16 protein-coding genes are annotated in these 21,590 nt (G+C 60.7%); 6 read left to right on the forward strand and 10 right to left on the reverse strand.

What is annotated here, in order from left to right; translation table 11 throughout:
• Positions 1-188 precede the first annotated feature (188 nt).
• Entirely contained in the window at positions 189-2,699 is a 2,511-nt protein-coding gene (locus AB6803_RS20590) for a DUF1217 domain-containing protein (protein WP_371110637.1), read from the reverse strand.
• 319 nt (positions 2,700-3,018) lie between these two features.
• Between AB6803_RS20590 and AB6803_RS20595 the strand changes: the two genes are divergently transcribed.
• Entirely contained in the window at positions 3,019-3,585 is a 567-nt protein-coding gene (locus tag AB6803_RS20595) for a DUF6101 family protein (protein WP_007703751.1), read from the forward strand.
• A gap of 65 nt (positions 3,586-3,650) precedes the next feature.
• Here the strand turns inward: AB6803_RS20595 and ubiA are convergent, their stop codons facing one another.
• Both ubiA and AB6803_RS20605 read right to left on the reverse strand, forming a co-directional pair.
• A complete protein-coding gene (gene ubiA / locus AB6803_RS20600; RefSeq protein WP_371110638.1) occupies positions 3,651-4,610 on the reverse strand; it encodes a 4-hydroxybenzoate octaprenyltransferase in 960 nt (319 codons plus the stop codon).
• Positions 4,611-4,674: 64 nt separating this feature from the next.
• Positions 4,675-5,448 carry a MipA/OmpV family protein gene (locus AB6803_RS20605; RefSeq protein WP_371110843.1) on the reverse strand — a complete coding sequence of 258 codons (774 nt, stop codon included), beginning with the start codon at positions 5,446-5,448 and terminating at the stop codon, positions 4,675-4,677.
• Positions 5,449-5,755: 307 nt separating this feature from the next.
• On the opposite strand from AB6803_RS20605, the gene AB6803_RS20610 reads away from it, so the two are divergent.
• Entirely contained in the window at positions 5,756-6,190 is a 435-nt protein-coding gene (locus AB6803_RS20610; protein ID WP_371110639.1) for an Ig-like domain-containing protein, read from the forward strand.
• A 106-nt stretch (positions 6,191-6,296) separates the two neighbouring features.
• Positions 6,297-6,713, forward strand: coding sequence for a hypothetical protein (locus AB6803_RS20615; RefSeq protein ID WP_371110640.1), 417 nt, complete (start codon positions 6,297-6,299; stop codon positions 6,711-6,713).
• Between the two features lie 87 nt (positions 6,714-6,800).
• Here AB6803_RS20615 and AB6803_RS20620 read toward each other — a convergent pair whose 3' ends face one another.
• A complete protein-coding gene (locus AB6803_RS20620) occupies positions 6,801-8,060 on the reverse strand; it encodes a class I SAM-dependent methyltransferase (protein WP_371110641.1) in 1,260 nt (419 codons plus the stop codon).
• A 145-nt stretch (positions 8,061-8,205) separates the two neighbouring features.
• A complete protein-coding gene (locus AB6803_RS20625; RefSeq protein WP_371110642.1) occupies positions 8,206-10,515 on the reverse strand; it encodes a Tex family protein in 2,310 nt (769 codons plus the stop codon).
• Positions 10,516-10,760: 245 nt separating this feature from the next.
• On the opposite strand from AB6803_RS20625, the gene purD reads away from it, so the two are divergent.
• The 3 genes from purD (at position 10,761) to AB6803_RS20640 (ending at position 14,786) form a co-directional block, all read left to right on the forward strand.
• Positions 10,761-12,032, forward strand: coding sequence for a phosphoribosylamine--glycine ligase (gene purD, locus AB6803_RS20630; RefSeq protein WP_371110643.1), 1,272 nt, complete (start codon positions 10,761-10,763; stop codon positions 12,030-12,032).
• Between the two features lie 120 nt (positions 12,033-12,152).
• Entirely contained in the window at positions 12,153-12,581 is a 429-nt protein-coding gene (locus AB6803_RS20635) for a plant virulence effector HPE1-like domain-containing protein (RefSeq protein ID WP_007703769.1), read from the forward strand.
• A 390-nt stretch (positions 12,582-12,971) separates the two neighbouring features.
• Positions 12,972-14,786 (forward strand): methyl-accepting chemotaxis protein, encoded by a 1,815-nt coding sequence (locus tag AB6803_RS20640; protein WP_371110644.1) that lies wholly within the window; start codon positions 12,972-12,974, stop codon positions 14,784-14,786.
• Between the two features lie 73 nt (positions 14,787-14,859).
• On the opposite strand, the gene AB6803_RS20645 is transcribed toward AB6803_RS20640, so the two are convergent.
• The 5 genes from AB6803_RS20645 to AB6803_RS20665 all read right to left on the reverse strand — a co-directional run bounded on the left by AB6803_RS20645 (position 14,860) and on the right by AB6803_RS20665 (position 21,522).
• The gene (locus AB6803_RS20645; protein WP_012651039.1) at positions 14,860-15,354 is read right to left on the reverse strand and encodes a DUF523 domain-containing protein; all 495 of its coding nucleotides are present in this window, start codon (positions 15,352-15,354) and stop codon (positions 14,860-14,862) included.
• Positions 15,355-15,368: 14 nt separating this feature from the next.
• Complete coding sequence (gene glyS, locus AB6803_RS20650; RefSeq protein WP_371110645.1) at positions 15,369-17,570, reverse strand: glycine--tRNA ligase subunit beta; 2,202 nt, start codon at positions 17,568-17,570, stop codon at positions 15,369-15,371.
• 1 nt (position 17,571) lies between these two features.
• Complete coding sequence (locus tag AB6803_RS20655) at positions 17,572-17,928, reverse strand: endonuclease domain-containing protein (RefSeq protein WP_371110646.1); 357 nt, start codon at positions 17,926-17,928, stop codon at positions 17,572-17,574.
• Between the two features lie 279 nt (positions 17,929-18,207).
• Positions 18,208-20,181 carry a DUF2207 domain-containing protein gene (locus tag AB6803_RS20660; RefSeq protein WP_371110647.1) on the reverse strand — a complete coding sequence of 658 codons (1,974 nt, stop codon included), beginning with the start codon at positions 20,179-20,181 and terminating at the stop codon, positions 18,208-18,210.
• Between the two features lie 84 nt (positions 20,182-20,265).
• Positions 20,266-21,522 (reverse strand): 3-phosphoshikimate 1-carboxyvinyltransferase, encoded by a 1,257-nt coding sequence (locus AB6803_RS20665; RefSeq protein WP_371110844.1) that lies wholly within the window; start codon positions 21,520-21,522, stop codon positions 20,266-20,268.
• Between the last annotated feature and the right edge of the window lie 68 nt (positions 21,523-21,590).

A 21,590-nucleotide genomic window follows, 5' to 3' on the forward strand; every position in this document is an offset into this window, starting at 1 on the left:
ATGGCTTCTCAAATCGAATAGGGCAAAGACGGTTAATAAGTTCCTTCTGATCGTCGTAGAATGCACTTATTCCGCATCCCCGGCCCAAGGGAGCGCCCCATAGCGGCACGGCGGCAACAGGCACGCCGATCGGCTTCACGTCGCGCGGGAAGGCGACGCGAATCGACGATGACCCTTTGTGAGATTGATCACTTGGCGGAGGAAAGCTGTGCGATCGACAGCAGCGTATCGGCACTGATGCCGACGCTTGAAGAGGAACTCGTCAGGATCGAAAGCGCGGGTGATGTCGACGAGGTGGTGTTGTTCGCCAGATCGTACATCGCCGAGAATCGCTGCAGGAGCTTGTTGACCTTGGTCGGATCCTGCAGATCGCTGACATCGACGAATTTGGCAAGCAGCTTGGCCTGGGTATCGACATCCATCGAGGACATCGAGCTCGGCAGGCTGTAGGTCGTGGTGATGACCTGATAGAGGGCGGTGTCGCCCATGATATCGTAGATGGAGCTGATATCCGGAGCCTTGCGCTGGAAATAGAGCGCCAAGCGCACGCCCGCATTGGTGTCTCCCTCCTGGTCCTCAAGGGTCTGATGCAGGAAGAGGTCGTTCGTATCGGCAATCGTGCCCTGATTTTGCGCCGTCCCCAATTTCGTGTTGGTCAGATTACCGTCCGTGTCGAAATTGAAGGCATTGACGATGCTCTTGAACTGCGCGCCGTCATCCGTGTTGATGAAGCTCTTCGAATCGCTCGGATCGGAGGCGAAAGCCTTTTTCAGCGTCGCGGTGTTGACCGTCTTCGGATCGATGCCGTTGGCCTTCAGAATGTAGTCGGTGAGCTTGCTGTCGGCGAGAAGATCGGTGACGCTGGTGACCTTGACGATATTGGTCGCGAAATAGGTGCCGGCATCCTTGGCGTCGCTGATGGCCTTGGTCAGCTCGGCGCCCGTGAGGCCGATCTTGCTACGGCTGGAATATTCCGAGACATAGCTGTTGATCTGCGTCTGCGACAAGGCCTGGACCGGCGGTTTCAGTTTGCCGTCGCTGTCGAAGTTGAAAGCCTTGGCGAGATTGGTGAAGCGCGTGTCCTTGAGCGAATTGACATAGCTCTTCGGATCGTAGGGATCACTTTCGAGGATCTTCTTCATCTGCGTCTTCGTCATCTCGTCCGGGCTGATGCCATAAGCGCGCATCGCCATCTGGTAGAGTTCGGGAAGACTGTCGTTGCTGGTATCGCTATCGGCCGTGGCATTTGTGGCGAAGAAATCGTCAATGGTCTTCACGGCGGCGATGCGTGTCTGGTAGTTGCTGACGGCTTTGGTGGTCAAGGACGTCTGCGAGGTCTGGTAGTTCTTCATATAGGCCGTCGACGCGGCATCGATCGCCGTCTGGGATTGCGCCGTGTCACCCGAGGCAAGGGTGCCGTCCGACTGGAAATTGAACTGCGAGACGACATCGGTGAGACCGAAGATGGCTGCGGTCGAAGAACTCGAAAAAGCATTCTTGAGCACGACCGCAGGCGTATCCGCGTCGATCCCATAGGCCGTCTTGATATAGTCGAACAGGCGAGTATCCGACGTCAGTTCGTCGACCGTGGTGATGGAGCCGATATGTTCCTTGTAGTAGAGGTCGTTGTCGGCGGCACCGACATCGGTTGTGTACGAAGGAACCGCGGAATTGTAAGCGCTCATGACATCGGCCGTCTGGCCGAGCGTCTGCGGACCGCCCTTGTAATTCGTCGCATAGGCGCCCGTCGTGGTGCTTATCTGATCCGACGTCTGTGCTTGCGAGCCACTCGCGACGGTGCCGTCGCTCTGGAAATTGAATTGCGCCATGACATCGGTCAATCCCTTCGCCGCAGCAACACCGGTGTCCTTGGCTGCGGCGTTAAATTGGGTCGCGGTGATATAGGCCGGAATGTCGAAGGCGGTTTTGACATAGTCGAACAGCTTGGGATCGGCCGTGAGCTGGCTGACGGAGGTGATCGCGCTGATGTGGTCTTCGTAGTAGGTCGTATCGGCGTCAGCCGTCGACGTCTTCACCGTTCCGTCGGCGTTGAAATTGAATTCCGCGACGATCGCCTTGTCGGCGGCACTGCCGTTCTGATTGACGAAGCTGTCGGGATCGCTGAGATCGCTCGTCAGCATCTGCTTCAGGAATGAATTCGATGTATAGGTCGGATCGAGGCCATAGGCCTGCAGCACGTAATTTTTGAGGCGGCTGTTGCCCAGGAGGTCGTCGACGGTCTTAACGCTGCTGATATTCTGGCTGAAATAGGTCGTTTCGGTCTGCGCATTCGTCGCCTCAGTCGTAAAGGACTGATTGTAAAGGCCGATCAGATCGTCTTCCTGGGTGCTGGATTGCGCCGTCGAAGAGCTGCCCGTGCCAAAATTGAACGCGGCGGCGAATTCCTTGTAGCGCGGATCGGTCAGCTTATTGGCAAAACTGGTGGAATCGCTGAGGTCGCTGGTCAGCACCTGTTTCATAAAGGCCTTGGCATAGGTCATGTCCGACAGGCCGTAGGCTTCCATCGCATAGCTATAGAGCTGATAGTCACCCATGAAGTCATCGACATTGGTTACCTTGCCAATATTGGCATTGTAGTAGTCGATCTGACGCTTGTTCTGCGACTGGGACGCTACCTGATTGAGCGTCGTCGCCATACTTCTGGTCGCGACCGTGTAACCAAGATAGGTGGATATCATCAGCGCGACCTCAATAATTCTCTAATATAAGCCAGCGAATCTCTCCACATTATTGCAGATAAACCTTACCCGAGACTTACAATACTTCATCTATTGCGTGTGCCGGATCGGTACGGGCCGCTTGCGCCGTGCATTCACTTTATGGAAACCCTGATCGATTCGGTTTTGCTAACCATTTGAGGACGCAAAGTTTTCTTAACCGCAATTTTTAAGCTGTCTGGAAGGGACGCCGCCTAATCTGAACCCAACGAGAGGACATGACGTTCTCCGTAAGAAGACCGGAAAACCGGCTCTCAGGTAAAGCAAGGGTAGAGATTAGATGACAAATACCGTCCTGAAGCCCGATTGGGCTGGAAACACACTGCGGCTTGATCCGGCGCGCTTCCCGCAACAGGTCAGCTACGCCATGCGGGGTGCCGAGGGTGACGTCACCATCACGATCGACGAGCGCGGCGCGGTGCTGCGCAAGATCCTGCCGTCCAGCGGCCTGCCGTTGTCCGTCGCTCTGCCGAAACGCGCTTTCATGGGCGTTGCCGCCCGCGCCATCGACCATGGCGACGGCGAAGTTACCGTAACATTGGAACTGCATCACTCTGATCCGGATCTCTGCATCCCGCTCCTGGTTGCCCACGACCTCAGCGACATCGCCGCCGACTGGCGCTCGTGGTCGGAAGCCTTCCGCATCCCGATGCTGATGATCGAAGCCGATGGCGTCGCCCGGCCGCTGGAAGAGCATCTGGGCGGGGTCGCTGCCCGCGATACCCAACCGCGCCGCCGCCATTCCTATTTCGCCGAGCGCCGCCCGCGCTTCCTCGTGCGCCGCTCGACCGGTTCGCTCGGCCTCAAGATGAAGATCGAAGGCCGCGAGATCATCGCGCGGCGCTGAAAAACTAATCGATATTGATTGGATCAAAACTCGGTACCCACAGGTGCCGGGTTTTGTGATTCCTGCTAGGCAACAAGAAGCAGGAACGACAAAAAGAGACCGGCGAAGATGATGAGGCCGACCTTGCCGTTGGATTTGAACAGCGCATGGCACTGCGCCCCATCGTTGATGTCGAGCACGGCGATCTGATAGGCAAACATGCCGCCAGCGACGAGAAGGCCGACATAAGAGAGCCATCCCGCCCCCGCCAGCGCGAAGGATAGCAGCATCAGCACAAGTGCCGCGCCATAGAGGCCGACCAGCCAGAGGCGGGTCTGATCGCCGAAGAGCCGGGCGGTGGAGCGGACGCCGATCAGCTCGTCATCCTCCTTGTCCTGATGGGCATAGAGCGTATCGTAGCCAATCGTCCAAAGGATGGCGGCGGCATAGAGCAGGATGGGCGCAAGCGACAGACTGCCGAACAGCCCGGCCCAGCCCATCAGCGCACCCCAGGAAAAGGCAAGGCCTAAGAAAAACTGCGGCCAGTCGGTGAAACGCTTGGCGAAGGGATAGAGCGCGACGATGGCGAGCGACAGAATGCCGAGAATGACGGCGAACCAGTTGAACTGCAGAAGCACCAGCAGCCCGATCAAAGCCTGTAGCGCTATGAAAACCTTGGCCTGGAGGCGCGTCACCCGGCCGGAAGGCAGCGGGCGCGAGCGCGTGCGGGCCACTTCCATGTCGATCTTGTGATCGACCAGATCATTATAGGTGCAGCCGGCGCCGCGCATGGCGACCGCGCCGATGAAATAGAGAATGAGGTGGTAGATCAACAAAAATCCTGGCGACTGACCCATTGCGGCGGCGGCATTGGCGGCAAGTGCCGTCGACCAGAAGCACGGCCACATCAAAAGCTCCCAGCCGATCGGCCTGTCCCAGCGCGCAAGCTGCGCATAGGGCCAAAGCGTCGGAGGCAGGATTCGGTAAACCCAGTTGCCGGACGGCGCGTCCGCGACGCGCCCGTTGATGTCGCCTGTCTTTTGCATAGGCGAGTAGTAGTGATATCGGGCGCCCGCGGTCAAGCGGTGGGGCCATAGCCCCGCGCTTTTCTCAGTTCATCGTGAAGTTGAACTTGTAGCTGGCGGAGACGCCGATCAGTAACTGATTGCGATCGCCACGCTCGCGCACAAGGCTGCTGTCACCCGCCGGGCCGGTAAGACGCGTATATTCCAGGAAAGTGCTGGTGGTCCAGTTCTCGGACGGCTTCCACGTCAATGCGCCGCCGGCACCGACGGATTTCACACCGCCGCCCGGATTGTAGCGGCTGAGGCCGGATGCCGCCGCCGTCCGTGCATCGACGCCGTAATAGGTGTTGAAATAGTCGTTGGAGGCGAGCGTCATGCGCGGGCCACCGGACAGGCGCAGTTCCGGTGTGATGTCGGTGAAGGCGTCGACGGCGGCATCGGCAACGATGCCACTATGGGCACGAATGCCCTGGCGGACTTCAACGCGGGCGCGCAGCCAGTCGGTCGGATACACCTCGGCAAAGCCGCCGGCCTCAAGGCCCCACTTTACCTTCTTGAGGCCCCTCAGCTCGTGACCATCGCTGCTGTCGCGGCTCGGCACGAACTTGCCGACGATACCGGCGCGGAAGGCGTCGCTCTCGATCAAGGCAAAGGACGGATTGTCGTTGCGCGAGGAGAAGCGTGGTCCCGGCCCCTGCTTGCCGACAGAGATCAGCGGCGACCATTGCAATTTGTTGTGCTTGCTACCTTCGAACTTGGGCGCCGAGAAACCGGCCGCACCGACGCTTAGGTACCAGTTACCCGACCAGAAGTACTGGCCGTCTCCGGCCGAAGCAGCGCCGGTGGACGCGACGAACAGACCGAGAGTAAAAAATAGACGCGATTTTGCAAACACATACAACTCCTTAATACGCAATACAGCGGGGCTATACACGCGCCCCGAGAGTTGCCTCAAATTATCCGGATCGCATTACCGCTCCCTTAACCAAGCATGATTGAATTCGGGATTAGGGACAAAATTTTCGATGCAACTTACGCCAGTATCCGGCTTGCGCCGATCTGTCGCAGCGATTTAATTTTGGCATGCGCTACTCAATCAAGGGTGTCCCCTAGGGCTCAGGCACAGACAATGAATTTCCAATATAAAAATTAAACGAGAGAGTGGAATGAAACCCAGATCCTTGATTTATCTCGGCGCATTTCTCAGTGTCGTCATGGCGCTTTCAGGCTGCGTATCCGCGCCAATCGGCGGCGCCAAGCAAATCCAGTTTTCAGGCAAAGTTGCGCCCGGCAAGAAAACGCGAATTACGAGCGCTTCGCTGGTGAAGCAGGATTGTACATTTGCAAGCTTTCCCTACACCGGCATTATCAAGCAGCCTGCCCGTGGCAAGATCGATATCGAGCATGGACCGGTTGCCTCGAAGTTTTCCAAGGACAGCACCGCATACATGTGCAGCGGCAGAACTGTTCAAGGCAATATCATCTTCTACACCCCCAATCCCGGCTTTGTCGGGACCGATCAATTCACGGTACGTCTCACAGGGCTGAATACGGACGGCACGGTGCAAGACGGAACATTCGTGGTTCATGTCGGCAAGTAACCGGACCATCGTCGCATCACTGCAGCAGTAGCAAATCGGCTACGAGGTCAAGAATCGAACGACGAACCATGAGGTCATGGTTCGGTGCGATTTTGAAAGGGGCGAAATGCAAAACAGCTATCTGGTCCGCGGCGGCATCCTGCTCGCCATTGCCGGCGCAGCACTTTCAGGCTGCGTCAGCGCGCCGTTTGGCGGAGGGAGGCACGAGCAGCATGCGGTAACGGCCGTCTCAGGTAAGAAGACATCACTCCTCATAATGTTCGCAGGAACCAAGGAATGTAAATTTGTATCCTACACCTATCCGGAAACCGTCAGATACCCGGAGCATGGTAACGTCAGTTTTGAAGTACGCTCTGGTCGCGCCAACACAATCAAAGAGGGCTTCAATCGAGTGTGTAGCGACAAATCGGTTCAAGGCGCCGTCGTTTTCTACCGATCCGATCCAGGGTTCGTCGGCTCCGACCGGGCAATCTTTCACATATCGGGGCTGACGACTGATATTGCGATCAAGGTGGTCAAATAGCACCTCGATGTTCGGCCACGCAGAGACAAAACGCCGGCCCCATGTTCTCCATGCGGCCGGCGCAGCCTTCCAAACGATGGCAAACCTTCAGAACACGATCTTCTCAAGCGGCGCGCGGGTCGCCTCGAACCCCTTGAGCTTCGTCTCCCGCTCGCCGATATAGTTGCGGTTGTCGGGAACGGCGAACTGGTTCTTGGTGATCTGGATCTGCATGATGAAGAGCTCATCCCAGCGGAAGCCCATTTCGGAGCCGGCCAGGTAGAACTCCCACATACGGAAGAAGTTCTCGTCGTAAAGCGCCACGGCCTCGGCCTTGCGCGCCACGAAACGGTTGCGCCAGTGCCTTAGCGTATGGGCATAGTGCATCGGCAGGATTTCGACATCCTTGACCAGAAGCCCGGCCTTTTCCAGCGGCGGCAGGGTCTCGCCGACCGAGGGAATATAGCCGCCCGGGAAGATATACTTCTCGATGAAGGCGTTGGTCGCAAAGCTTGGCTTCGGACGGGCGATGGAATGCAGCAGCATGACGCCGTTGTCGTCGAGCAGCTCCGAAACCTTGTTGAAATATTTGCGGTAATCGCCGATGCCGACATGCTCGAACATGCCGACCGAGACGATGCGGTCGAACTTCCTGTCCTTCAGATAGCGGTAATCCTGCAGCTCGAAGCGGACCCGATCGGACAAGCCGCGCTTGGCGGCGCGTTCGCGCGAGACCTTGAGCTGCTCTTCGCTCAGCGTAATACCGGTGAAATCGAGGCCGGGATTGGCTTCGGCGAGATACATGCCCATGCCTCCCCAGCCGGAGCCGATCTCCAGAACGCGCTGGCCGGGCTCGACCAGCAGCTTGGCGGCGATATGGCGCTTCTTGGCCACCTGTGCCTCGTCCAGGCTGATGCCCGGTGGCACGAAATAGGCGCAGGAATATTGCCAATCCTCGTCGAGGAACAGATCGAACAGCTTGGCCGACAGATCATAGTGATGCGCAACATTGTATTTGTTGCGGTTGATCGGCGAACGGCTCTTGAGTTGCTGCCAGACGATGCGGCCAATCAGCAGCGTCGCCATGCGCATATCAAAGATTTCGTTGGTGGTATTCTGCTTCACCAGTGCGAGGAAATCATAGATATCCCCCTGCTCAAGAATGAAGCGCCCTTCCATATACATTTCGCCGAGCTTCAGCGTCGGATCGCGAGCAACCGCGTCTTCCGCCTGTTGGTCGGCGATGCGGACGGCGACTGTTTCGCCGGATCCATCGCCGATCATGTGCGTCTCGCCGGAAGCAAGCGTAAGTTTCAGGGAGCCTTTACGGACCAGTTTTTTGACAAGAGAGAACAGTGCCGACGCCATGGACGCCTCGAATGTTATGACATGACAATAGCGCTAACTTTAGCGCCTCAGAACATTGTGGCAAGCGCAGCTTTTTGCACTCTGTGGCACTCCGGCAACAACGCCGCCGGAGTGTGATATTCTTGCAATAATTCGTGCTAAGTACTTATTTTCGCTTGAATGCGTCCGCCAGGGCGGCACCGAAACTACCCTGCTGAGGGGTATTCGGACGGCTATTGTTCTTACCGCCAGCGTTGCGCGCGCCATTTTGCTCTCGCGACTCACGCGCAGCCGGGGCCGCCTCGGCGCCGCCATCCTTGCGCATCGTCAGACTGATTCGCTTCCGCTTGGCGTCGACGTCCACAACCTTCACTTTCACGACATCGCCCGCCTTGACGATCTCGTGCGGGTCTTTCACGAAGCGATCGGCAAGCTGCGAGACATGCACAAGGCCGTCCTGGTGAACGCCGATATCGACGAAAGCGCCGAAGGCGGCGACGTTGGTTACAGTCCCCTCCAGAGCCATGCCGGGCTTGAGGTCGCTGATCTCGTTGATCCCCTCGGCGAAGGTCGCGGTTTTGAAGCTTGGGCGCGGATCGCGGCCGGGTTTTTCCAGCTCGGCGATGATGTCGCGCACCGTCGGCAGGCCGAATTTCTCATCGATGAACTGGCGCGGATCTACCGCCTTCAGCGCTGTTGCGTCACCCATCAGGCTGCGCAGATCGCGGCCGCAGGCAGCAACGATTTTCTTGGCGACGCCATAGGCCTCCGGATGCACCGAGGAGGCGTCGAGCGGCTCCTTGCCATTGGGGATGCGCAGGAAGCCGGCGCATTGTTCGAAGGTGCGCTGGCCGAGACGCGCGACCTTGAGGAGATCACGCCGCGTCTCGAAGCGCCCCTCGCCGTCGCGATGCTTGACGATCGCATCGGCAATCGAAGGCCCGAGGCCGGAGACCCGGGCGAGCAGCGGCGCGGATGCCGTATTCAGATCGACGCCGACGGCGTTCACCGCGTCTTCGACGACGGCATCCAGCGAGCGCGACAGCTTCAGCTGATCGACATCGTGCTGGTATTGGCCGACGCCGATCGATTTCGGCTCGATCTTGACGAGCTCGGCCAGCGGATCCTGCAATCGGCGGGCGATGGAAACCGCACCGCGTAGCGAGACGTCGAGGCCAGGGAATTCCAGCGCCGCGGTCTCGGAGGCGGAATAGACGGAGGCGCCCGCTTCGGAAACAATGACCTTGGTCGGTTTCGGCGCCGGCAGGTCGGCCAGCATATCCGCCACCAGTTTCTCCGTCTCGCGGCTGCCGGTGCCGTTACCGATGGAGATCAGCTCGACATTGTGCTTGCGGACCAGCGCCGCCAGGGTCGCCTGCGTGCCGCGCACGTCGTTTCTCGGCGGGAACGGATAGACCGTCGTCGTTTCCAGCAGCTTACCGGTGCCGTCGACCACGGCGACCTTGACGCCGGTGCGGATGCCCGGATCGAGGCCCATGGTCGCGCGCGAGCCGGCGGGTGCCGCCAGCAGCAGATCTTTCAGATTGCGGGCGAAGACGTGGATCGCCTCCTCTTCGGCGCGCTCGCGCAGCTCCCGCATCAGGTCGAGCGACAGCGACATGGAGAGCTTTACACGCCAGGTCCAGCTCGCGACCTCCGTCAACCAGCGGTCACCGGGGCGGCTCGAGCCGATCTCATAGGCCGCGGCCACCATCCGCTCCACCGGCTTGTTCGGCGAGACGGCATCGACGTCGATCTCGATGGTCAGCGTCAGCACCTCCTCGTTCCAGCCGCGCAGCATGGCGAGCGCGCGGTGGCCGGGGGCGGTTGCCCAGCGTTCCTGATGGTCGAAATAGTCGGAGAATTTCGCGCCCGCTTCCTGCTTGCCGTCGACGACCTTGGCTTTGAGCGCGGCATTCGCCTTCATGTAGGTACGCAGCTTGCCGAGCAGGTCGGCATTTTCGGCAATGCCTTCGGCGATGATGTCGCGCGCGCCTTCAAGCGCCGTCTTCACATCGGGCACGTCGGCGGTGAGGAAGCCCTCGGCCAGAGTAGCCGGCTCCTTGGAGCGATCGGCAAGAATGGTATCGGCAAGCGGACCGAGGCCGCGTTCCCTGGCGATTTCGGCGCGGGTGCGGCGCTTCTGCTTATAGGGCAGGTACAGGTCTTCCAGCTCGGCCTTGGTGGCAACCACGGCGATCTTGTGCATCAGCTCGTCGGTCATCTTACCCTGGCCGTTGATCGACTCGACGATGGCGGCGCGGCGGGCTTCCAGCTCGCGCAGGTAAACGAGGCGTTCGGCCAGCGTGCGCAACTGCCCATCATCGAGACCGCCGGTCACCTCCTTGCGGTAGCGGGCGATGAACGGCACCGTCGCGCCTTCATCGAGAAGCTCGATCGCGGCCTTGGCCTGATCGGGGCGCGAATTGATCTCGTTGGCGATGGTTGCGGCAAGGGAACGAATGTCGGCGGCCATATGTCTCTCTGAACTGAACTCGGTGGCGGGACCATAGGCGCGATCCCGGAAAGTACGAAGCGGTTTCCGATGAGATCCCGCCAATCACGGCAACCGAGGGGATCGCGACTCGAAACCAGCATCTCGCTTTAGCGACATAAAAAGGCAGGGCAATGTTGCTGCCCGCGCCTCCACAGGATTTGCCGCTTGACCTTTGGGCTCTCCCCCCTTAACCGCGCAGAAGAACCTAATGAAGAGGGCAAGCCATGAAAGTTCTGTTGATCGGATCGGGCGGACGCGAACATGCGCTGGCCTGGAAACTGGCGCAATCGCCGCTGATGACGGAACTCTATGCCGCGCCCGGCAATCCCGGCATTGCCGAATATGCGACGCTTGCCGCGATCGATATCGAGGACCATGGCGCGGTCGCAGCCTTCTGCAAGGAAAAGGCCATCGACTTTGTCGTCGTCGGGCCGGAAGCGCCGCTGGTCGCCGGAATTGCCGACAGGCTGAGGGCGGAGGGCATTGCCGTTTTCGGCCCCTCCACGGCCGCCGCCCAGCTCGAGGGCTCCAAGGGTTTCACCAAGGATATCTGCGCTCGCTACAATATCCCGACCGGCGCCTACCAGCGCTTCAACAATGCGCCGAAGGCGAAAGCCTATATCCGCGAGCAAGGCGCCCCGATCGTCGTCAAAGCCGACGGACTTGCCGCCGGCAAGGGCGTCACTGTCGCCATGACGGTCGACGAGGCGCTTGCCGCCGTCGATGACTGCTTCGAAGGCGCTTTTGGCGAGGCCGGCGCCGAAGTGGTGATCGAAGCCTATCTCGATGGCGAGGAGGCCAGCTTCTTCTGCCTTAGTGACGGCAAGCATGCCCTGGCGCTTGCCACCGCCCAAGACCACAAGCGCGTCGGCGACGGCGATACCGGCCCGAACACCGGCGGCATGGGCGCCTATTCTCCCGCTCCTGTGATGACGGCAGAGATGGTCGAGCGGACCATGAAGGAGATCATCGAGCCGACGATGCGCGGCATGGCGGAAAGCGGCTATCCCTTCTCCGGCGTCTTCTTCGCCGGGCTGATGATCACCGCCAAGGGGCCGGAACTGATCGAATACAATGTCCGCTTCGGCGATCCGGAATGCCAAGTGCTGATGATGCGGCTGAAGAGCGATCTGCTGCCGCTGCTTTTGGCCTGCGTCAACGGCACGCTGGATCAGGTCAGCGCGGAATGGAGCGACGACGTGGCGCTGTCTGTGGTCATGGCCTCGAAGGGCTATCCCGGTTCCTATGCCAAGAACACGCCGATCGCGGCGCTGCCCGCCGACAGCGAGGGCGCCAAGGTGTTTCATGCCGGCACGGCGCTGAAGGATGGCACGCTGGTTGCGACCGGTGGCCGGGTGCTGAACGTCACCGCCACCGGCAGGACCGTCAGCGAGGCGCAGAAGCGCGCCTATGCCCTGGCCGGCAAGGTAGAGTGGGAAAACGGCTTCAGCCGCAGCGATATCGGCTGGCAGGCCATCGCGCGGGAAAAGCCCTGAAAACGTAAACGCAAAGCCTGTCCCGAATTCTCGTCTCCACTAAACTTTTACCTAATCTCCTGACGGGATGGAAACAAAGACGCGCTAATCTCTCGGTCACGATAAGACGGAGTGGTAGTTATGCGTCCCTTCTTCCTGACCTTGGCATGCGTGCTGGCCGCCGGCTCGGCCATGGCGTCATCGATCCAACCCATCGACAGCAAGACGCAGACAGGCGGCGGCAGCATCCTCGACAAGGTCTGCACCGATTGCCCGGCCATCAAGCCGCAAATCGTCAAGAAGGACTATGTGGTGCCGGAACTGACGCCGGGCACGCAATCCATCGTCATCCGCGACGTCGACGGCCAGAAGAAGGTGGTGCGTACCGAGGCCTGGATGGGCGGCTCGCCGGTCGTCTTCATCTCCAAGCCGACGCCCGAGGCGCTGGCGGCCGCAAACACAGCGCCCGACGGCATCGACATGACCGCAAAGACCGCGGCCCTGCCCAAGCACGCCCGGACGCAGGAGCCTGCGCCGCTCGACCTCTCCGGCTTCCAGCTTCGCCAGTAAAATAGCCGTCCGATCCAGTTCCCTGCCCCGCCCGGCCAAAGTTTCGGTCGACGGGGTCCGCCGCAAGGCGGACCAATGCGCCCCTGAAGAGAAGCAGGGGCGCATTCGTTTTTCATGGACAAAGCGCGGAAGCTTCGCTTGCGGCTCAAGACAATATTGAAATTGGTTCAATATTATTTATCGCGGCGCAACATATCTCATGCTCAGGGCCACTTAATTGCCGACCCTGCTGTTTTGATTAAATCTTTATTAGACATAAAACGCGAGTTTACTTGAACCGGACAGCAGCATGTCTTTTCGAGCAGCGGCAAGCGTATTGGGACTCTCTCAGACGATCGCACAGGCGGTAGGAAACCGCGCCGGTATCACCTTACCCTGTTGCGAGGCACTATGAAGAATCTCAAGATCGCACATCAGCTCTTTGCCCTTCTGGGCGTGCTTATGGCCGTTTTCGCCGTGGCAACCTATCTGCAAATCCGCTCATCGGCCGACGCGATCTATAGCGAGCGTTACGAAATGCTGCGTACGCAGGTGGAATCCGGCATTTCCGTGCTGAATTTCTATTATGCTCAGGAGCTGGCCGGCAAGCTGACCGAAGAACAAGCCAAGGCCCAGGCCTATGCCGTCGTCAACAGCATGAAATATACGCCAGACGGCTATCTCTTCGGCTATGACTACGACGTCAACATGGTCTTCCATTATGACAAGTCGAAAATCGGCCTGAGCCTGAAGGGACAACCCGACCCGAAGGGCCACTATTATCGTGAGGAACTGGTCAAACTCGGCCAGCAAGGCGGCGGCCTCTCCGACTTCTACGCCAACAAACCCGGCCAGCCGGCAGACGCCACGTTCCCCAAAACCGCCTATGCCCGCGCCTTTGAGCCCTGGAAGGTCGTTGTCGTTACCGGCGTCTACATGGACGACCTAGGCGCGCAGGTCGAGGCGAAGATCTGGACAACCTTGTGGTCGACCCTCGCGCTCTTCATCGTAGTGCTCGGTGCTGCTTTTGTCGTGATCCGCGGCATCACCAAGCCGCTCACCGAGGTTCACGCTGCGCTCAAGGCCGTTGCCGACGAGGACGTGAAAATCACCATACCGCATGCCGGCATGCGCAACGAGATCGGCTTGATGGCCAAGGCCACTCTGGCGCTGCAGGAGAAGATCCGCGAGCGTCATGCATTAACCGAACGCCAGGTCGCGCAGGACGAGGAAATCAACGCCGAGCGCCAACAGAACCTGCGTCAACAGCAGGACGAGGCCGAGGAACAGGCCCGCGTCGTCTCGACCATCGGCAAGGCGCTGGAGCAACTCGCACGGGGCGACCTGACCGTGCGCTGCGACGATATCGGCATCAGCTATGCCGGCCTGCGCAACAACTTCAACGAGGCGCTCTCCCATCTCGAGGCCGCCATGGGTCGGGTCAATGCCAAGGGCAACGACATCGGCGTCAGCAAGGAAGAGATCCGCCATGCCTCCAACGAACTGTCGCAGCGCACCGAGCGCCAGGCCGCCAGCCTGGAAGAAACCTCGGCGGCACTCGACGAGCTTACCGTCGCTGTCCGCCAGACGGCGGAAGGCGCGCATGAGGCCAGCAAGCGCGTTCACGCCGTCAGCACCGAGGCGTCACGCAGCGACGCCGTGGTTGCCCAGGCGATCGAGGCGATGAGCGGTATCGAAAAGTCGTCCACGGAGATCAGCAAGATCATCGGCGTCATCGACGAAATCGCCTTCCAGACCAACCTTCTGGCGCTCAACGCCGGGGTCGAGGCGGCTCGCGCCGGCGAATCCGGCAAGGGCTTTGCCGTCGTCGCCCAGGAAGTGCGCGAACTGGCCCAACGGTCCGCGGCAGCCGCCAAGGAGATCAAGGACCAGATCGCCCGCTCCTCCGGCCAGGTTGACCAGGGTGTCCGCCTTGTCGGCGAGGCCGGCGAAGCGCTGAAGCGCATCTCCGACCAGATCAAAGCGGCCAACGAGATCGTCTCGAAGATCGCTCACAGCGCCTCCGAGCAGGATACGACGCTGCGCTCAATCTCGTCGTCGATGAACCAACTCGACGCCGCCACGCAGCAGAACGCCGCCATGGCGGAGGAGACGACGGCATCGGCCGAAACGCTCGCCGCCGACACCGAGGACCTGCTCGGCCTGATCCGCGGCTTCCACGTCAGCGACAGCCGCCCCGTTGCACAGACTCGCCGCGCCGCATAGGCTACGCCGCAACGGGCATGACAAACCGCCGGGCACACCCGGCGGTTTTTCTTTGTCCAGATATCGAAGAGGATTACTCGGCGGCGGCAATCCGCTCGACCAGCCGGTCGATTTCATGATCGGAATAGACCTCGATGCCGGCCCGCTTCAGCAAGGCTGCCGTGACGCCATCGCCCGGATGCCGGCCGCCGGAAAAGGTGCCGTCGTAGATGAAGCCCGAACCACAAGACGGGCTGCCATCGATGAGCAGAGCATAGCGGCAGCCGGTTTCCTTGGCGAGCGTCAAGGCGTTCTCGGCAGCTTGCCGAAACCCTTCGGTGACATCGCCGCCGCTGATTTCCATCACGCGCGCCGTGCCTGCAAGCACATCCTCGCCCGTTGCTCCCACAACAATTTCAGCCGGAGGCCGGGGCACGACCATTCCGGCCGACATCTCCGGACAGATGGTCACGAGACGCCCTTCTTCGCGCCATCGGTCGATGGCCGGATGAACAAGTGGCTTGGCGCGACCGTCATAGCGGACGGCGTGGCCCATGAGGCAGGCGCTGACGAGGATTTTTCCGGTCATCGCGCCTCCCTTTCTTACCCCGCAATCTTCGAGAAGTCGGCAACCGTCCCCGTTGCCTCGCGGATCAGGCGCAGCAGCGCCAGACGGTTGGCGCGGATGGCGGCGTCTTCGTCGTTGACGAGGACATCCCCGAAGAAGCGGTCGACCGGAGCGCGCAGCGTCGAAAGTGCCGCCATAGCGGAGCGGAAGTCTTCACCGGCTATCGCCTTGGCGGCTTCGGCCGAAGCCTTGGTGACGGCGGCGAAAAGGTCTTTTTCGGCATCGAGCGTCAACAGGCTTTCGGAAACACCATCGGCAACGACGGTGCCCTTCTTTTCCTCGGCGGCGAGGAGCTGCGTGGCGCGCTTGGTGCCGGCGAGCAGGTTCTTGCCGTCTTCCGAGGTAATGAAGGCCGTCAATGCTTCGACGCGGCGGGCAACCATCAGGAGATCATCAGCTTCCGACGTCAGCACGGAATCGATGAGGTCGTAACGGGCGCCCTGATCGCGCAGATAGACTTTCAGGCGGTCGTGGAAGAAGGCGAGAAGATCCGCATCCTTCATTACCGCCAGCAGCGGCAAGCGCACCTTACGTTCCAGCAAAATCCGGACAACACCGAGAGCCGCGCGGCGCAGCGCATAGGGGTCCTTCGAACCGGTGGGCTTCTCGTCGATCGCCCAGAAGCCGATCAGCGTGTCCAGCTTGTCGGCGAGCGCGACCGTGATCGCCACCTTGTCGTCCGGCACGCGGTCGGAAGGGCCTTGCGGCTTGTAGTGATCCTCGATAGCAGCGGCCACGGAGGTGTCCTCGCCTTGCAGCCCGGCATATTTGCGGCCCATGAGGCCCTGAAGCTCCGGGAATTCGCCGACCGCTTCGGTGCGCAGGTCGGCCTTGGCTAATACCGCTGCGCGATCGACCTTGACCGGATCGGCGCCGGTGATCTTGGCGAGTTCGGCCGCGAGCGTACGGATGCGGGAAACGCGCTCGCCCTGGCTGCCGAGCTTGGCATGGAAGGTGACGTTCAGCGTGTCGAGCTTGGCCATGCGTTGGTCGAGCGGCTTCTTCAGATCGAGGCCGAATTTCGCAGCGGAGGCTTCCAGCATTTCGAGGTCCGGTAGATCGCCCTGGTCGCGCTTCCAGAAATGCAGCGCGTCGGAAAGACGGGCGCGCACGACCTTGCCGTTGCCGTGGATGATCTCCTTGCCACCATCCGTCGCCTGGATATTGGAGACGAGGATGAAACGGTTGGAGAGTCTTTGCTCTTTCGGCTCTCCCAATTCCACCTTTCCGCCAAATGCTCCGAATTCTGGGATCTTCGAATAATACTGTTCCGCCGCAGCTAAATCTTCATTCTGCCGGCGGGTGACGAAACACTTCTGGTTGGTTTTGATGGTCAGGCGGATGATTTCCGAGGGGATCGACAGGTAATCCTCTTCGAAGGACCCCATCAACACCTGCGGCCATTCCACCAGGCCGGACACCTCTTCCAGCAGGCCCTCGTCCTCGACCAGTTCCAAACCGTTGGCAAAGGCGATGCCGCGAGCGTCATGCAGGATGATATCCTTGCGGCGCTCGGCATCAAGAATGACCTTGGCCTTGTCCAGGCTGGACACGTAATCGTCGAAACGCTTGACGGTGATCGGGCCCGGCGCATGGAAGCGGTGGCCGTAGGTCACGTTCGAGGCGACGATGCCGTCGATTTCGAAGGGGATGACCACCGTTTCTTCATGCTCTGTGCCGAACGTGCAGACGATCGACTGAAGCGGGCGCACCCAGCGCAGCGAGCCGGGCTTGGCCGACGCCTTGCCCCAGCGCATCGACTTCGGCCAAGGGAAATCGCGGACGATCCCGGGCATGACGTCGGCAACGATCTCCTCGGCGGCACGGCCGGGCTTGGAGATGACGGCAACGTAGAAATCGCCCTTCTTCGGATCGCTCTGCACCTGTGCTTCGGAAACGGACGACAGACCAGCGCCGCGCAAAAAGCCTTCGATCGCCTTTTCGTTGGCGTCGGTGCGCGGCCCCTTGCGCTCCTCGCGCACATCGGCGGAGCGCGCCGTCACGCCGCGAATATCCAGCGTCAGACGTCGCGGCGTCCAATATTCGCGCGCGCCCTCATAGGACAGACCAGCCTCGACCAGCGCGTCGGTGACGAGCTTCTTCAGATCGCCGGCAGCCTTGCGCTGCATACGGGCGGGAATTTCCTCGGAGCGGAGTTCGAGAAGGAGATCGGGCATGTCAATGTTCCTCACCCTCCCCTTGAGAGAGAGGGTCGGCACGGTGTGCCGGAGTGTGGTGAAAATAGTCGGCCTCTGCTAGCAAAATTTGCCGCTGCTGCACAATGGCAAATATCGTATCCAGAACAGCCTCAATCTCATCCGTTACCTCGGCCTTCCAAAACCGGACAACGTGATAACTCTGATTTTCGAGAAATGCCGTGCGCTCGGCATCATAACGCCTTGCCGCATCTTCCGCGTGCTGGCTGCCGTCGAGTTCGATAATCAAACCTATCTGGTGGCAGGCGAAATCAGCGAAATAGCGCCCAATCGGAACTTGGCGTCGAAAATGCGTGCCTTCGATGGGGATGCGCCACAAATGCTTCCAAGCTTCGTCTCGGCATCGGTTGAACCAGCGCGCAGGCGGCGACTGTTCGCGATTTTGAAGCGATCAAGTTTGGAGGGTTTCTTGGCATAGGCGATCTCTAACCTATTGAAATAGAAAATCTCTATGCGGCCACAAGCACCCTCCCCTTGAAGGGGATGGTCGGACCAAAGGTCCGGGGTGGGGTGATCGCGGCAGCCTCTGCGGCCAGCCAATTGTCACCCCCACCCGCCGCTTTGCGGCGACCTCCCCCCTCAAGGGGGAGGTGTTCAATCACCACCCGCCTCCGCCACCACCGCCACCTCCGCCACCGGAGAAGCCACCCCCGCCTGAGAAACCGCCGCCGCTGCCGCTACCAAAACCGGAGGAGGAGCTGGAGACTGGCGCGGGGATGGTGGAGGCGATGGTCGAGGCCATGGAGGAGGAGAATTCTCCGATCCGGCCGCCAAGGTTGCCACCGTAGACATTCCCGACATACCAGCCGGGAGCGTAGCTTGCGGCGACCGCGGCACCCGCGGCCGTTGCCAGCCAGGCATCGAAGGCGCTTGACCAGGGTTTTTCGACGCCGAGCGCCACGGCGTAGGGCAACAGCTTTTCGAAATGCTGCGGCGACATCTGCGGTGCGCCCTGCATGTTCATGCGGTCGCGTTCGGCAAGCGTCAGATATTGCCGCAGCCCGGCAATGCCATCCATCATCTTCCGCCCGATCGGCGTCGGCGCGCCCATCAGGAAGAAGAACACGACATTGAGGGCGAAAATGCCCACGATCCCGACCAGTAGCGGCAACTCGCCCGCTTCCATTAGCGGCACGACGACAGCCGCGAAAATACTGGTGACGACAGACACGATGACGAAGCCGATGAAGGCGAAGACCAGTACTGAAAAAATTCGGCGGCCAAGACCGGCATCATGGCGAAGGAACATCCGGCCTATGGCGCCGGCAAAGACGGTGACGACGATCGACAGGAAGCCGGGCACCACGATGAGCGGCAGCGCATTCTCATGCAAGCGGCCGAAGATGACGATGGCCGCCAGGATCAGCACCGACAATGCAATGCCGATGACGATATAGAGCCGGTTGGCCTTGTAGTATTCGTCGCGATGGTCGCGCTCGATGGCGCTGCGGAATTGCTGGCCGAGCTTTTGGACGGCCGCGCCGTTCGCCGCGTCGATCACCAGCGGCGTGAACGGGCCGATTGCGCCGAACAACACTTTCTCGCCGCTGCCCAGATCGCGGCCGGCCGTCTTGCCGGTCGCCTTGAGGATCACCTTATCCTTCAGATCGTCTAGGGTGACGTAACCACGCACGGCAAGATCGATCGCCGTCGCCGACAGCGCCGTCCATCCGGCGCCGGAAAAGCCCCTATTGTCGATATAGTTGACCAACGCCGGCGAGACGCCATCCGGCGGATCCCAGCGCGGCACCATGACGCCCCGCGGGGGATCACGCCCGACGGCGAGCCAACTCCTGAGATAATAGGCAAACAGCAGGATCAGACCGCCGATAGCAATGATGGCGTCGAGATGATCAGCGATGAACCAGCGCCATTGCTGGCCACTGCTCGGCGGCAGGATCACCCCCTTCGGCAGCTTGATGGCGATCGTTAGCCCCTCACCTTGCGCCAAGGGCCGCGTCGTGGCGAATGTAACTCTGCCGGCTTGCTGGCTGGCGCTTGCATCCTGGCCTTTGCCGCCAATCGGGCCGGTGTAATAGGCAAGCTGCTGCGCCATCACCCCATCCGGCAGAGTGACGTTGGCCGACGCGCGCAGGATCGGGAAGAGCCAGCCATTGCCGGTGACGTTCCAATAGAGTTCGTCGTGATCGTCGAAATAGCGAATTTGCCGATCGGTGTTGTAAGTGATGCGGAAGGTGTGCGGGCCGGGGCTGAGAAGGAATTGCGTCGAGCCTTGATCCGCCCGACCGATATAGATGCGCGCGCCGCCCTCGATACGCTCCCTGCGCCACTCCTCGGGCTGCCCATCACGTTCGACAGAGACCACATCGAAATCCACCTGCGCCTGGCGGCCAGCCGGATCAATGAAGGTCAGAGGGAAATCCCGGAAGATGCCGCGACGAATGGCGCGGCCTTCGGCATTCACGGCAATGGTCTCGGTGACGTTCATCGAGCCGTCGCGATTGACGGCAATCGCCTGGGCAAAGTTTGTGATGACTTCGGCCGCCGAGACTGCCGTTGCGAAAAACAGCAGGGTCAAGGCCAGGAAAAGCCTGGAAAGCCAGCGCATCATCACACCCCCATGTGATCTCCGCAGCGCCCTGTTGAGGGCGCTGCATAGCATGAACGTAAATCCGCGCTCCCAGGGAGCGGGGCATTAGTCGTCGTAGGCGACACCCAGCGAAGCCAGTACCTGCCAATAGGCCGGGAAGGTCTTGGCGACGCAATCGGGATCGAGAATGGTGATGCCGCCGATCTTCAGGCCGGCGAGCGCAAAGCTCATGGCGATACGGTGATCGGCGAAGCTGTCGATTTCGGCGGGCAGTACCTTACCCGCAAAGCTCGGGTCGGAAGCGACGATCAGATCATCCCCCTCTTCCGTGCCGAGGCCCGGGACGATGCGCGACAGGCCGCTCGACAGCGCCCGGATGCGGTCACATTCCTTGACGCGGAGGTTAGCGATGCCGACGAAGCGCACCGGCGTCTCGTTGAAGGCGGCTAGGACAGCAAGCGTCGGGATCGCATCCTGCATCTGCGATCCGTCGATGACAGCCGGCAGATGCGGGAATTGCGAGATCAGATCGTAGGCGCGGGCGTCCGGCTGCGAGAATTCGGTTGCCGGCGTGCCAAGATCGATCTTGCCGCCGGTCAGCGCTTCCGCCGCCCAGAGATAGGTCGCGGCCGAGGCATCCGGCTCGATGAGGAAATCCGCCGCGTGGTAGCCGGTTGGCTCGACACGCCATGTGACTGGGCTGGTGCGCTCGACCTTGGCGCCGAAAGCGCGCATGGCAGCAACCGTCAGATCGATATAGCCGAGGGCGCCGATATGCTCGCCGAGCAATTCGACATCAACAGCGCGATCGCCACCGGCGGCCATCATCAGGAGGGCGGAGACATATTGGCTGGAGAGACCACCGTCGATCTGCACGCGGCTCGCCTCGAAGCGACCCGTGCCGTTGATGGTGACCGGCGGGCAGCCGGTCTCAGTCGATGCATCGATGCCGAGCGAGCGCAGCGCCTCGACCAGCGGGCCGATCGGCCGCTTGCGCATATGGGCATCGCCATCCACCACAACCTTGCCGTCGACCAGGGCGGCGGCGGCCGTCAGGAAGCGCGTCGCGGTGCCGGCATTGCCGAGGAAAAGCGGTTCCGCCGGTGGCTGAAGCTTGCCACTGCCGGTGACGATGAAGGTGGTGTCGTCGGGCTCGTCGATGGTCACGCCCATGGCGCGCAGCGCTTCGGCCATATAGCGCGTGTCATCACTCTTCAGCGCGCCGGTCAGCCGGCTTGTGCCCTTGGCAAGGCCGGCGAGCAGCAGCGCCCGGTTGGTGATCGACTTCGATCCCGGCGGCATGGCACGGCCGGTCAACGGCTTGCCCGGCGGGATAATCGTGAGTTTGGCTCTACCCATCATCATTCTCTTTGGTCAGTCAGGAAAGCGGCCGATGGCCAGCGGTCGGCTTCCTTTACCGCCTCACATGC

Origin of the sequence: Rhizobium sp. RCC_161_2, from assembly GCF_041355235.1 — a bacterium.
In the GTDB taxonomy this organism is placed as follows: domain Bacteria; phylum Pseudomonadota; class Alphaproteobacteria; order Rhizobiales; family Rhizobiaceae; genus Rhizobium.